Origin of the sequence: Sutcliffiella rhizosphaerae, assembly GCF_917563925.1 — a bacterium.
GTDB classification, from domain to species: Bacteria; Bacillota; Bacilli; order Bacillales; family Bacillaceae_I; genus Sutcliffiella_A; species Sutcliffiella_A rhizosphaerae.
The window spans coordinates 16,393-29,395 of the sequence record NZ_CAKJTJ010000022.1 but is presented as its reverse complement, the minus strand read 5'-3'; the positions used below and the strand labels follow the sequence as shown (position 1 = coordinate 29,395).

The following is a 13,003-nucleotide window of genomic DNA, read 5'->3' as shown; positions in this document are numbered from 1 at the left end:
ACATAGGAGAGTAAAGTGATGACTACTGTGTATTTTGTAAGACATGCTCATTCTGTATACACACCAGATGAGCTAGGAAGACCGTTATCCAGTGAAGGAATGATGGATGCCGAAAGAGTAACAGAAATACTGGGAGAAGCACCGATAGAAGTCGTGCTTTCAAGTCCCTATAGAAGAGCCATACAAACTGTACAAGGTGCAGCAGATTATTTTGGACTGACTGTAGAGGTTCATGAAAACCTTAAAGAGCGTACCCTATCTAAAGTTCCTATTGGTGATTTCGCAACCGCTATCAAAAAAGTCTGGCAGGAACCTGATTTCTCATGGAAAGATGGTGAATCAAATAACGAAGCACAAAGCAGAGGCATTCAGATCTTCGAGCATATATTAGAGAAATACGATGGCAAAAATATTGTCATAGGTTCCCACGGCAACATTATGGTTTTAATAATGAATCATTACAATTCAGCCTTTGATTTATCCTTTTGGAACAACCTAGACATGCCAGATATTTATAAGCTGATTTTTAATAATTCGAAACTTATTAGTGTAGAGAAATTGTGGGAGAGATAGAAACTGGGGGATATCATGGAGAAGTCGTATCATACTATGCCATTTTTGGCATCATGCTTTTTATATTTATCGTTTCTCTATTTGTACTTATTCGACCATATTTCAGCTTGGTACTTTGTACTGTTTTTATTGTTGCTTGTAATTGGGAATTTTATATATATTTTTGTCGCTTTGGACATTCGAATTTTAAGAAGGACGTTTATTATCACTACTGTTTTTAGCTTTGTGTTGTTAGTATTTGAGTTCCCTACTACTAAATATGAAATAGTTGAAGTTATCTATAAATTTTATACTCCAACCGAAGAAATAGTAGTTGGATCAGGAATTCACATCATAAGCATAGCAGAGTATCAAAAGTATAAAAATGAAAAAATTACTTATTTTGACGATACTGTACTTCTTAAGGTAGAACCTGTTTCAAATATTATTAGATATGAAAGTAAGAGTGTAGCTTTAATACATAACTTTCTAAATAAAAAGAATTCTTATGATGAGATGAAAGAGAATGTAAATTACTTTATTGATAAAGAACATACCGAAATTCATAATTATTTCTATAGAAAAGATGTAGGTGGAGACAGTGCGGGTTTAGCGCTTGTTCTTTCCTATCTTTCTATAGAACCTACTTGGAAAAATAAGCTTTCCATTGGAGTAACAGGTGCTATTAATAAGGATGGAAAGGTATTATTTGTTGGAGGAATTAAGGAGAAAATCCAAATAGCAACCCGATATGGACACACTCACATGATTGTACCTACTTCAAATCTCAAGGAAGCATTAAAGGCTAAGGAAGAGTTAAACCTCCCTATAGAAGTGCAAGGGGTTAAAAATTTAGATGAAGCATTAGCGATTATCAAAGAATGGAATACGAATTAGTCCTAAAAATAAATAAAAAGAAAAATAAAAATCATTACTAAAAGCAGATTGAATTGCACATTATATTATAAGGCGAAAATCTGCTTTTAGGGGGATTATGATGGAGCTTTCCATTTTATTTGAATACACTTGGGTTTTATTAGTGTTAATCATATTAGAGGGAATATTAGCAGCCGATAATGCGTTAGTGTTGGCAATTATGGTAAAGCACTTACCGGATGAAGAGCGGAAAAAAGCATTATTTTATGGATTGGCTGGTGCTTTTGTATTTCGATTCGGTTCCTTGTTTGTCATTTCCTTTTTAGTGGATGTTTGGCAGGTTCAAGCGATCGGTGCGATATACCTTCTCTTTATCGCGTTGAATCATATTTTTCGACGGTACGTTTGGAAAAAGCATAAAATCAAGAAAAAAGAAAGTAAGAAAGCCGGTTTTTGGGGAACTGTTTTAAAGGTAGAATTAGCAGATATTGCTTTTGCAGTAGATTCTATTCTAGCAGCAGTTGCGCTTGCTGTAACACTGCCAAACACTAACTTGCCTAGAATCGGGGGACTTGATGGCGGGAAATTTTTAGTTATATTTGCTGGTGGTTTAATTGGACTTATTATAATGCGATTTGCTGCCAACTTATTTGTAGCCTTGCTGCATAAAAGACCTGGCTTAGAAATAGCTGCTTTCTTAATCGTAGGATGGGTTGGCGTAAAGCTCCTTGTATATACATTAGGTCATCCAGAGCTAGCTATCATTCCAGAGAAATTCCCAAAATCTCCAGAATGGAAAATAACGTTTTACGTTGTACTCCTGTTAATTGCAGGAGGAGGATGGTTTTTTTCAAAAGTTAAAGAAGAGGAAATACAATAATAAAATCCATGCAAGGACGTTCATCTAAATAAGATAAACGTCTTTTTTTGTGAGTTTTAAAGGGGAATCTCTCTTTTTGTTGAAATACTTTTATAGAGAAAAGATATATAAGGAGACCAACATGAAAAAATTCTATATCGCATCAAGTTTTCAAAATATTGATATGGTCAGGGAAGTAAGTGACATTTTACGACAACAGGGGTATGTGCAAACCTACGACTGGACTCAGAACGAAAGAGCAGCAACATTAAAAGAATTAAAAAGAATTGGTGAGCTGGAGAAAGAGGCAGTCATTGAGGCGGACTTCGTGATTGTGTTGTTACCAGCGGGAAAAGGAAGTCACATTGAGTTTGGAATAGCTCTTGGCCATAACAAACGTATCTATTTATACTCGACCAATGATGATGTGAATAATCCTGAAACAACAAGCACGTTTTATCATCTGGATAACGTGGTGAAGGTAATTGGTACTGTCGATGATCTAATAGAAAAACTACGTTAGAGAGGGCTGTATTGCTTTGAATGTGAAATATTATTATCAGGACGAGTTAATATATGAAACTCATACCTCTGACTTGAGCGGATTGATGATGGCCATTGAGAGATCCAGTAGCATCCATTTTGCTGAGGAGGTTTATAACTTTGATGAATTTATTTTAAATCATTATGAACAAGAAGGCATTTGGTTTGAAGAGCTTGTGGTTTATTTGAAAAACTAAACGTTATAAAAAGTGTTAATTCATTAGGAGTTAACACTTTTTTATGTTAGGGAACCTAAAGTCACTAGCTGCGTCTATTAATATGAAAGCATGAGGGGGGAAGTGTGTGGGGGAGCTTCGGGAAGAATGGCTAAACAAAAAGGACTTTGTGGAGCAACTATTCAATAGGTACGCAACAGAGGTTAAACGAACAGCGTATCTTTACTTAAAAGATATAAACCTTGCAGAAGATGTCTTGCAAGAGGTTTTTATAGCTTGTTACAAAAAGCTGGAGGAGTTTCGAGAAGAATGCTCCTATAAAACATGGTTAATAAGAATTACTGTTAACAAGTGCCGTGATCACTTACGGAGATGGAGCTTCTGGAATATATTTTTCAGTAAAGATGCTGGTGATAAATTAGTGGAAACAAAGACGCCAGAGAATCAGGCAGTTGTTAGTGAGGAAGAGAAAGAAATTGGAATGGCTATCCTCCAGCTACCCATCAAACTAAGAGAAGTCATTATATTATTTTATTATCAAGAACTGGGGATTAAAGAAATCAGCAGTATACTGGAAATCAATGAAAATACAGTGAAAACCAGACTGCATCGAGCAAGATCATCACTGAAAGAGGTATTGAGGGGCGGTGATTTTGAATGAGGCAAAAACTGAGAAAAATATTGGAGGAGTCTGTTTTAGAAGATGTTGAAATAACAGACACAGACAAACACCGTTTTCTTGAAAATATAGGCAGCGTAAAAGGAAAGAAAAATAAAACAGTGTTTGGATATGCTGCTTTTATACTAGCAGTATCATTAATAGTGGTATTAATTTTTACCTTACAATCAGGGCCAGGAACTACCACCGACACAGTTACAAGAGCTGACATTCCGGTTATAGAGTCTGTAGAAGAAGGAATGATAAAAGTACATTATGTATCAGACAATATGGATCGGGGAAATCATGATTTTTATGACGACATCGTTATCATTGATCCTGAGATAACCCAATTTTCCAGAGGTGACATTGTTTATTATAAAGGGGAAGGTGACCGTGATCATCTAATAAGAATTGTGGGTCTTGAAGGGGAAAGCTTAGAGATAAAAGTAGGGCAGGTTTACATTGATAATAAGATGCTAGATACATTTTATGGCAAGGCACACCGGCTAGGATTAGAAAAAGAGGAGTATTTCATTGAGATGGATAAAATAAACATGGTTTACAATAAGGAAGGAATGCTAGAGTTATTTGAGTTAAATATACCAAAAACCAATATTCCTGAAAAACACTTTTTTGGCATGAGTGATGATTGGATGAGAGGGACACAGGGGCTTATCACTCGTGAGCAGATAATTGGTAAGGTAGTAGGGATTCGATCTGATTGACAAATACTTAATTGAATAAACTCCAGTTGATAATCACAGCCCTTTAGTCATTCATCGACAATGGGCTTTTTCTTTTATTTGACTTACAGATACAAAAATTAAAACCTTTGAAGGTAAATGCAAAACCTTAAGAGGAAACCAGAAAACCTTTGGAGGTATTCATCAAACCTATCGAGGAAAATCCAAAACCTTTGGAGGTATTCAGCAAACCTTTGGAGATAGCGCCAGATTTCATCTCAAAATAGAAGTGAAAATACATATTAGTGTCACCGCCAGAGCTTTGGAGGTAAATGTGAAACCTTAAGAGGAAACCAGCAAACCATTGGAGGTATTCATCAAATCTATCGAGGAGAATCCAAAACCTTTAGAGGTAATCAGCAAACCTTTGGAGATAGTGCCAGATTTCATTTCAAAATAGAAGTGAAAATACATATTAGTGTCACCGCCAGAGCTTTCGGGGTAAATGTGAAACCTTAAGAGGAAACCAGAAAACCTTTGGAGGTATTCATCAAACCTATCGAGGAAAATCCAAAACCTTTGGAGGTATTCAGCAAACCTTTGGAGATAAACCAAATCCTCTGAAAAACCTGCAAACCTTTCGAGGTACCATCCTCCCCAATCTACACAAAAAAAACGAACCCCACCTTATGGAGTTCGTTCTACAATTATCTTTTCAACACTTTCATCCGCGTACAAATATCAGCGTATTCATTTTTTATTACTGTTAACCCTATCTGTTCACAATGCTGAAAGAACGACTCCGCACAGGTAAGAAGCGAATCCAGCACATTAAGGGGAAAGGTTTGCTGCTCCATCGTCATTTTTCCATGGACAACGCGAATGATGAGCTGATTGGATTCTTTTATTAATTTTATTTCTAACGGTTGATACACTAATGGAATGGAAGATTCATCATGCTCCTGTAATGCTTCTAAAGCAGTTAGCACCCCGAACCAAAAGGAGTCGATACTATCAATGATTATTTTGTTAGGAAAGATGATGTCCCCCACTTTCATTCGGAACGTTCCAGGAAATATAGGCTGGTGTAGATTTAGAAGCTTTTGTGCTTCCTGGATGTTGGTAGAAGGGATAAAACAATCCATTCTTTCCACTGCCATTCCAATTTGATATTGGGGTTTTAAAAAATAACTGGTAATCATCTAACCTCTCCTTAACAAAGTATTTTACATACGTTCACCAAGGCCCCAGCCGTTTGGATACATGGTAATAACTTTACCACCTTTTACGACAAGGCGAACTTGACCGTGTGCAGTATTTCCATAAACAACAGTGCCGTTGCTTGTGAAACCGTTATTCAATATTTGGGTACGGTTGTTATGTACGATTTGAGCGATAATACTTTCATAGTACCCTAAATTGTGACCTGGATTAAAGAAAGATTGCACCGTGGTCGGGTTTCCAATAAAATGCTCTGGTGCATGACGAGCTAGAATATGCGTCATTCCGTAAGTGGAGCAGCTGCCAAAATCTAAATCTACAAATTTGCCATTCCCAACTTCATATTTTGCGATATTGGTGCTAGCATACGTATTTGGTAGTCTGAAATAGCCTTGTGTAGCGTTATTTACTTGACCGCATGATTTGTTGTAAAAGGTTGCTGCAGTAGCTTTATATTGGATGTTATTACTGTAAATGTTCCAGGAATAAGTTGATGCTTGGACTTGCCCAGTGTTAGGTATGAATAAGAGGAGGGCAAGCAAGACTGCAAAAATCGGAAAAAATCTATTTGGAATGATCCTCATCAAGTTCTCCCCCTTTCTATGGTCGCCACCATGCTTGTTTATTAATTAACCAGCCAGAGCCTGTTGTAGTAAAAATGACACTTCCATTCATATCTGTTCGGAAAATGGATATGTTTCTTGCTTTTAGTTTATCGATAGTAGATTGTGTGGGGTGATTATACCGGTTACCTGCCCCAACAGAAATAATAGCAACAGAAGGATTTACGCTGTTCAAAAAGGCATCAGTTGTGGAAGTATTACTGCCATGATGTCCAACCTTTAATATATTGGCAGACAATAGTTCACCAGAATTCACCATATCTGACTCCGAAATATGCTCGGCATCTCCAGTTAGAAGGAAGGAAGTCGATCCATACGAGACTCTAATGACAGCGGAGTAATCGTTTGTGTTACTATAGGAGTCTCTTACTGGTGCAAGCATATTTACCCGCAGTGCTTTTCCATCCACAGTGGTATTAACAAGGGTCAAACCTGCCCGTGCCCTCGTAATAGTTAGTCCTTTATTTTGAATCGCCAACAATACATCTTCATACGTTTTTGTGTTAGCTGTTGCATTTGGCATATAGACCTTCCCAATAGAGAAAGTATTAATCACATCATCGAGGCCGCCGATGTGGTCTGCATGTGGATGGGTGCCAACCACATAGTCAAGACGGCTTACATTTTGGTTTCTAAGATAATTCACGACAGTCGACCCATAATGGTTATCCCCAGCGTCGACCAGCATATTTTGCCCATTTGGTAATTTTACGAGGATTGAATCACCTTGACCTACATCAATAAAGTGAACCTGTAAATTGGATGCCGCGTTTACAAAAAGTGATTGCTGTGGAAAAAGAAAAGAGAATGCTAATACGGTTAATAATACAACTCTAAACAGTACGCTCTTAGAATTTTTCATTTATACCTCCTGTTGTTGATTTCTTTTTAAAGATTAGCCAAATGAATTGTAACAGAGTATCAATAATAATCTGTATATTCCTTCAATTTAATTCTATCTTTCTTCCACATAATTAAAATAGGTCAGCAGGATGGTTTGTCATATAATTCTAAAGTTGGATGGGGATTTTTTTATGTTATGATGAAAATGGAGGTGGTATAGATGAAAAAATGTATAGTCGATCGTTTGGAAGGTAGCTGGGCAGTGCTTGAATATGAAAGGCAAACCTTTGATTGTCCGCTTTCTGTATTACCTAAAGGAGTGAAAGAAGGAGATGTGCTTTCTATTACCTTTGAAATTAATGAATCCGAAACAGCAAAACGAAAAAGAAATATTGATAGCTTGGCAAAACAGTTATTCGTGGAAGAATAAAAGGAGCCTCTGGACAATCTAAGTAGTTCAGTTCAGAGATAGAAAAATCAAATTAACAAGTGAATGAACAGGATAAATCGTATAAATTTAGATAAGGAAATCGCACAAGAAAACGCAGGGATTTAAAAGCCCCTGCGTGTTAAAACTTTATTGATTTATTCTTGAAATAAGACATCCCTCCGTTCAAGAAGTTATCTTCTAATAATCATTAATCCTCAGAATTCCGATAAAATTATTCCCTTGATAATAAGTGATTAAATACATCTAAGGCAATTTCTTCACCAATCGTTATTCCGAATCCCAACAGGATATTAACTATTTTCCACAATGAGTGTTTTTGAGTTGTAGCAATAAAATACCCATTTTCATATCTTTTTTCATTCCAATATAAGTATTAAATCCGACTGTACCACCAGTGTGCCAATGAATATAATCTTGTGTCTGTTTATCTTTGGAAATCATCCATCCCAATCCCATTTGTGTATTATTATCAACTTTAACATTATTTTGTATTTTGTGCGTTTGTTTAAAAACTGGTTGTAAACGACTATTCGTTAATCCCAAGTTTACTTCTAAAAACGTTAACATATCGTGTAATGTACTTTTCAATCCACCAGCTCCTGGTAAAGCAGGAATTGAAAATGGAGGTATTTCTTTGTTTTTCATATACGATACAATTACTCTTTGTTGGTTATTATCACTTAAATTAACACTAGTACTATGCAAACCTAAAGGTTTACAAATCCGCTCGTTTATTGCATCTTCATATTCTGTATCAAGCACACTTGCTAGTAAATTTCCTAAAAACCCTACACCAACATTCGAATATTTCCATTTGTATTTATACTTTTTTAACTGAAAGTTTGACAAATAATCGTCTAAATCAGTTGGTTGATAAGATGCAAACGGATTCAGTTTATCTTGAACTTTAATATTTGTAGCATCTCTTGGCAAATTCGATTGATGGGTAATTAGATCTCGTAAAGTTATTTCTTTTTTATCATTTGAAAACGCCTGGCTATAACTCGGCTGATATTTTAATACGGAGTCATCTAAATGAACCATATTATCCTGTATCATTGTCTGTAAGAGTACAGCAGTAAAAACCTTTGAAATAGAGCCAATTTCAAAAATTCTGTCTTCAATAGGTATATTTGATCTATCGTCTATGCCTACTGAATATATCTGTCTCCCGTTTTGATTCACGATACCAAGTAAGGTACTTGAATCACTGCTTCTATTTTTCTTAGAAACTAAAATATTTTCTGTTTTTTTTTCCATATTTTCTCCTTTCATATAATTGCCATCAAAATCATCCGTTTGTGTAAGAACATTCTTACATAATCTCCATATCTAAATTTTACCATAAAACCGTATTTTCCTCTGGTATACCGATAATTAGTTATACAATTAGCATAAATCTTGACCTTATTTTTAGCACACGTTCAACTTGTGGACAATAACTGTTGTCCACTTGTAAAAACAATGCTAAAACCGTTGCTAATTTCAATGTTTAATCATAGTAATCCTTGTCAAATCCCCTTGTTAAAATACTTGTGATTTTATATTTTCTACTTCACAACCGAACTACTTAAGGAAAATCAGAGACTCTTTTTTTCTTTATATCCATAGTTAAAATATTTTAATGCTTCCCTAGTTTGATCGAAATAAGGTGCATGTCCATCCCATTTAAAGTTCTCACCACAGCCGCTTGCCTTAATTTGGTAAACACTATATTCTATGTTGCCATCAGATCCAGAATTAGCATGATAGATACATGAGCCATCAATAGCAATTCTTTCCCCATTTTCATCCACATAATAATATTCGTCAGTTATATAACCCAAAACCTGTCTGCTAGATGTGCTGTACGTGGCAACCTCATCCATATTTGTCATATGTAATTGTGGGATTGTCTCTAATTTAAGTGGAACAATTGAATACTCCCCTTCTTTATCCAAAGGTGGTTCTTCAGGTACATTGTAAAATACCATAACTGAACCTTCATAATCATCAGGAATTAAAAATATAGTATTCGTTTCTTCCCTTGTTTCTTCTATATTATATCCAAGCCACCAAAATGATGATGATACTCCTAAAAGAATGACAATCGTAAATTCCATTACTATAATCGGTTTTTTCCAAAATGTTTTAAAGCTCCCTTTTAATAACTCGTCAAAGAAAAAGAAGAGTACTGCACAAATAATGGCGAAAAAGGCAAAACCACCAATAAAAAACACTAGAAGAGAACCAAATATTATGTGAATAATACCGGCACTAAATAGTCTTCCTTTTGTAAGCTTTTTAGTTACATAATCAGACAACAAAGAAACTGGTATGCCATAAATTATATTTCCTGCGATTGATATAGAAAACAAGATTATAAAGAATCCAATATGCTCCGGTTCTATGAGTGCTAAAATAAAATAATACAAAGAAAACAAAAGGGTTGAATACACAGCTGCTAAAAATTTTCTCAAGGGTCACCAATCCTAGTAAATGATAATTTCTGTTATAACTATATTTTACCATATTTTTTATTTTAAGAGGTTTTAATTTATGGAAAAAGAAGGGATTTTTTCTGGTGGTGTCGAAAAAAGTATTATTATCGTAATTAACTGGTAGAACATGAAAAGACTTGTAATAATGACAGTTGGGAAAACGCATAGCGGAAAATCAACTTTTGCAAGAATGCTAGAGAAAAATATGAATAATTCCTTATTGTCGGACCAGGATGATCATGCTCTGTTCATCAATACTTATTATAAAAGCTTACAACCCGAAAAGGGTTCTAATAAGCTAAAGCACGCTATTACGGAGCTTATCGTCAATTATGCCATTTAATACAGAAGATCACTTAATTATCTGTAATTCAAATCGAACTAAACATGCTAGATCTCATGTTTTGGATACATTTTTTCCTATGAAAAACTTTTTTCGGGTCCTTGTATATTTTGATGTTCCTGAGGATACTCTGCTTGAAAGAGTAAAATCTAGTAACAGGAACACGAATATATTCAGAGGAGACACCAATAATTTTGAAGCATTACTTAAAAGACAACAGTTAGAAAATGAAGATGTTTCGACTGAAGAAGAGGCAGACTATTTATTTCTCGTAAGAGACAATATAGAAATGAATCATGTTATCGATGACATTGTACATCTCGCACAATAGTTGGATCATTAATAGAGGTGAAATATGACATTCCAGCATAGGAATTTTAAGGTATTAAAGGTCTCATGTGATAAGTATGGGAACTTTATGAAGCTCAAAATCTACCTAGAGGGGACATGGGTAACTGTTCGTTGGGGACTAGATACAGATTCTTATATAAAAATAGCTAAAATTGTTAAAAGGAATTATTTTGATTCTCTCGCAAAGGAATATTATTACGAGCTCGTCCCTCAAATTGGTATATATAAAGAATCCCCCATCAAAGAAAAGATATTTTTAGGGTGTTTAAGGTGCGTCCAACAAACAAAAGCAAAAAGAATAGAGTTTGAATGCTCAGAACATTTTGCTGGAAATATAGAATGGTTTAAGAAAGACGTGAAAAAGCTTAAGGATGTGGAGCACTTGGCATGGGAAAAATTTCAATGAGTTGAGGTGAATTAAGTGAAAGTTAATATAATTATCTGGAATTTATTACTTATTCTTTTCTTAACTTCCTGTGAACAAGGAGAAATGCAGGAGGAGGTTATTGCTGAAGAAAAAGAAAAAGTAGGAGTGTTTTCAGTTCAACATGAAACCGGAGAGCAAAATTTTGAAATCATCCCTTTGTATGAGAGTTTACGAGTTTACATAGAAAAAGCGAGAGAGGCGGAAGATCCAAACTTACATGTTTTATATATGCAAAACGTATTTACACCTAATTGGGATAAATGTTTTAGAGAAGGAGAGTACCTTCAATTAATGAACAAGTATATTAATAAACCACCAGCAAATTTAGATGCTTTAGAAAGATTAGTTGATAAAATGGCAGGTGCTAATCTTGAACAGATAATTAAGCAGTCACTCATTGAATCTGCTCAATTACTATCTGGTCCTGACACGAATGTATGTATACTTCCTTATAATCAAAACGCAGGTGGACTTGCAGTTAATATTGGTGCAGGAAAAATTACCATCTTTTATGATGATAACTTTTATCGAACAGAAGAAGATTTAGCAGGTACAGTGGCACATGAATATCATCATAGTGTCTGGACAGATAGACATTATACACATGGGTATACAACTCTTTTGGAGTATATGATATTTGAAGGACGGGCAGAAAGCTTCAAACATAGACTATATCCGACTGCAACCACGTATTCTATAACACAACAACAAGAAGAAACTAGTTGGGCTAAAATTGTAGATAGCTTAGATTCTATTAGTCTTGATAATCAAAAGATTATCCTTGGTGGTGGAGAATTTCCAAGATTATACGGTTATGCTGCAGGGTTTAATATTATGCAAGACTTTTTGAATAATAATCCTGAAGTTACTATTGATGAGTGGACGGCATTATCCCCAGAAAAAATTTTGGAAAAGAGTAATTATGTGGATCGTTTTAAATAGAGAGGTAGGATGCAAGATGAAAGTAATTACCCTATGCGGTTCAACAAAATTTAAAAAAGAATTCAGAATGGCAGAAGCTACCCTGACCTTGCAAGGAAACATCGTACTAAGCCTCGGTTTCTTTGAGCAAAGCGAGGGAATAACGATTACACAAGAACAGGTAAAACTTTTCAAAGAAATGCACTATAAAAAAATAGACATGGCAGACGAGATATTTGTTGTGGATGAGAAGGGCTACATCGGAGAGAGTACAGCAAGTGAAATCGAGTATGCACGAAAAAATGGTAAGCCTATACGTTATTGGTCAGAGGAAAAAGAAGTAATAGAAGAAAATTGTCCATTAGTATAATTGGTATATAGAGAGGCGGAGAGTTGGATGAGATTACTTTTTGTCTTTTTAGCTATTTTAATTGTAAGTGGACTATACGATTATCATCACTCTGCTAAACTATCGTTAGAAATGGTTGCCTTTAATAGTTTAACGAAAGAAGAAAGTAATAGAATTTTAGTTAGTCCTAAGGATTCACATGTAAACAAAGTAGTCGTGGATCATCAATTGAATAGTTATTTGGGTGGCAATCACCTTAATCAAATACTTTATGAAGTAACTTTTAATCATACTGAAACAGATGTTGTTGGAAATTTGATTGTTTACATTGCAGAGGATGAAATGACAGTGATTGGGAAGAAAAATCATGCTATTGAATAAGGGTGTACACAAATGAAAAAAGTTTTATTAGTCTTATCACTTTTATCGTTTCCCGACAGAAGACTCCCACTTCAAGGAATGTGTAGGGCTTAGCCCAATGAGTAAGTGGGAGATGAATGTCGGTTAGGCATAAGTCTAAAGGTTATTTTTGGTAATCTGCTTACCTTATGATAGATAATGCTTACAAGAGTGCAAGTTCTCGAATGATTAAAAAGGACTTTCCACAAATAAGAAAAAAATGATGGAAAGAAAGGTTTTGGTCA

17 protein-coding genes and 2 pseudogenes are annotated in these 13,003 nt (G+C 35.1%); 14 read left to right on the top strand and 5 right to left on the bottom strand.

Annotation, left to right across the window (positions count from 1 at the left end; genetic code table 11):
• The first annotated feature begins 18 nt into the window (after window positions 1-18).
• The 7 genes from LRP81_RS16360 to LRP81_RS16330 all read left to right on the top strand — a co-directional run bounded on the left by LRP81_RS16360 (window position 19) and on the right by LRP81_RS16330 (window position 4,392).
• Window positions 19-573 (top strand): histidine phosphatase family protein, encoded by a 555-nt coding sequence (locus LRP81_RS16360; RefSeq protein ID WP_230503181.1) that lies wholly within the window; start codon window positions 19-21, stop codon window positions 571-573.
• Window positions 574-588: 15 nt separating this feature from the next.
• Window positions 589-1,449: a S16 family serine protease gene (locus LRP81_RS16355; RefSeq protein WP_230503180.1), complete on the top strand. Its 861-nt coding sequence runs from the start codon at window positions 589-591 to the stop codon at window positions 1,447-1,449.
• Window positions 1,450-1,549: 100 nt separating this feature from the next.
• Complete coding sequence (locus tag LRP81_RS16350; RefSeq protein WP_230503179.1) at window positions 1,550-2,308, top strand: TerC family protein; 759 nt, start codon at window positions 1,550-1,552, stop codon at window positions 2,306-2,308.
• Window positions 2,309-2,429: 121 nt separating this feature from the next.
• A complete protein-coding gene (locus LRP81_RS16345) occupies window positions 2,430-2,810 on the top strand; it encodes a group-specific protein (RefSeq protein ID WP_230503178.1) in 381 nt (126 codons plus the stop codon).
• 22 nt (window positions 2,811-2,832) lie between these two features.
• Window positions 2,833-3,027, top strand: a complete 195-nt coding sequence (locus LRP81_RS16340; protein ID WP_230503177.1) for a hypothetical protein — start codon at window positions 2,833-2,835, stop codon at window positions 3,025-3,027.
• Window positions 3,028-3,133: 106 nt separating this feature from the next.
• Entirely contained in the window at window positions 3,134-3,667 is a 534-nt protein-coding gene (locus LRP81_RS16335; RefSeq protein ID WP_230503176.1) for a sigma-70 family RNA polymerase sigma factor, read from the top strand.
• On the top strand, window positions 3,664-4,392 hold the full coding sequence (locus tag LRP81_RS16330) for a S26 family signal peptidase (RefSeq protein WP_230503175.1): 729 nt from the start codon (window positions 3,664-3,666) through the stop codon (window positions 4,390-4,392). Before LRP81_RS16335 ends, LRP81_RS16330 begins: the two co-directional genes overlap by 4 nt.
• A 665-nt stretch (window positions 4,393-5,057) precedes the next feature.
• Here LRP81_RS16330 and LRP81_RS16325 read toward each other — a convergent pair.
• The 3 genes from LRP81_RS16325 to LRP81_RS16315 are packed head-to-tail and all read right to left on the bottom strand — an operon-like array spanning window position 5,058 to window position 7,056.
• Window positions 5,058-5,552, bottom strand: coding sequence for a hypothetical protein (locus tag LRP81_RS16325; protein WP_230503174.1), 495 nt, complete (start codon window positions 5,550-5,552; stop codon window positions 5,058-5,060).
• A 24-nt stretch (window positions 5,553-5,576) separates the two neighbouring features.
• Entirely contained in the window at window positions 5,577-6,155 is a 579-nt protein-coding gene (locus LRP81_RS16320; RefSeq protein ID WP_230503173.1) for a hypothetical protein, read from the bottom strand.
• Between the two features lie 16 nt (window positions 6,156-6,171).
• The gene (locus tag LRP81_RS16315) at window positions 6,172-7,056 is read right to left on the bottom strand and encodes a ComEC/Rec2 family competence protein (protein WP_230503172.1); all 885 of its coding nucleotides are present in this window, start codon (window positions 7,054-7,056) and stop codon (window positions 6,172-6,174) included.
• Window positions 7,057-7,257: 201 nt separating this feature from the next.
• Between LRP81_RS16315 and LRP81_RS16310 the strand changes: the two genes are divergently transcribed.
• A complete protein-coding gene (locus tag LRP81_RS16310; RefSeq protein WP_230503171.1) occupies window positions 7,258-7,467 on the top strand; it encodes a DUF3006 domain-containing protein in 210 nt (69 codons plus the stop codon).
• A gap of 315 nt (window positions 7,468-7,782) precedes the next feature.
• On the opposite strand, the gene LRP81_RS16305 is transcribed toward LRP81_RS16310, so the two are convergent.
• The gene (locus tag LRP81_RS16305) at window positions 7,783-8,748 is read right to left on the bottom strand and encodes a serine hydrolase domain-containing protein (protein ID WP_230503170.1); all 966 of its coding nucleotides are present in this window, start codon (window positions 8,746-8,748) and stop codon (window positions 7,783-7,785) included.
• Window positions 8,749-9,068: 320 nt separating this feature from the next.
• A complete protein-coding gene (locus tag LRP81_RS16300; protein WP_230503169.1) occupies window positions 9,069-9,947 on the bottom strand; it encodes a DUF6843 domain-containing protein in 879 nt (292 codons plus the stop codon).
• Between the two features lie 148 nt (window positions 9,948-10,095).
• Here LRP81_RS16300 and LRP81_RS16295 point away from each other — a divergent pair.
• The 6 genes and pseudogenes from LRP81_RS16295 to LRP81_RS16270 form a co-directional block, all read left to right on the top strand.
• A pseudogene (locus tag LRP81_RS16295) lies at window positions 10,096-10,642 on the top strand (AAA family ATPase).
• Window positions 10,643-10,729: 87 nt separating this feature from the next.
• Complete coding sequence (locus LRP81_RS16290) at window positions 10,730-11,068, top strand: hypothetical protein (RefSeq protein ID WP_230503168.1); 339 nt, start codon at window positions 10,730-10,732, stop codon at window positions 11,066-11,068.
• A 15-nt stretch (window positions 11,069-11,083) separates the two neighbouring features.
• Window positions 11,084-12,031, top strand: coding sequence for a DUF2268 domain-containing putative Zn-dependent protease (locus LRP81_RS16285; protein ID WP_230503167.1), 948 nt, complete (start codon window positions 11,084-11,086; stop codon window positions 12,029-12,031).
• Between the two features lie 16 nt (window positions 12,032-12,047).
• The gene (locus LRP81_RS16280) at window positions 12,048-12,380 is read left to right on the top strand and encodes a DUF4406 domain-containing protein (protein WP_230503166.1); all 333 of its coding nucleotides are present in this window, start codon (window positions 12,048-12,050) and stop codon (window positions 12,378-12,380) included.
• 27 nt (window positions 12,381-12,407) lie between these two features.
• Window positions 12,408-12,740 carry a hypothetical protein gene (locus tag LRP81_RS16275; RefSeq protein WP_230503165.1) on the top strand — a complete coding sequence of 111 codons (333 nt, stop codon included), beginning with the start codon at window positions 12,408-12,410 and terminating at the stop codon, window positions 12,738-12,740.
• Between the two features lie 176 nt (window positions 12,741-12,916).
• A pseudogene (locus LRP81_RS16270) lies at window positions 12,917-12,979 on the top strand (IS200/IS605 family transposase); the annotation flags it as partial.
• Window positions 12,980-13,003 lie beyond the last annotated feature (24 nt).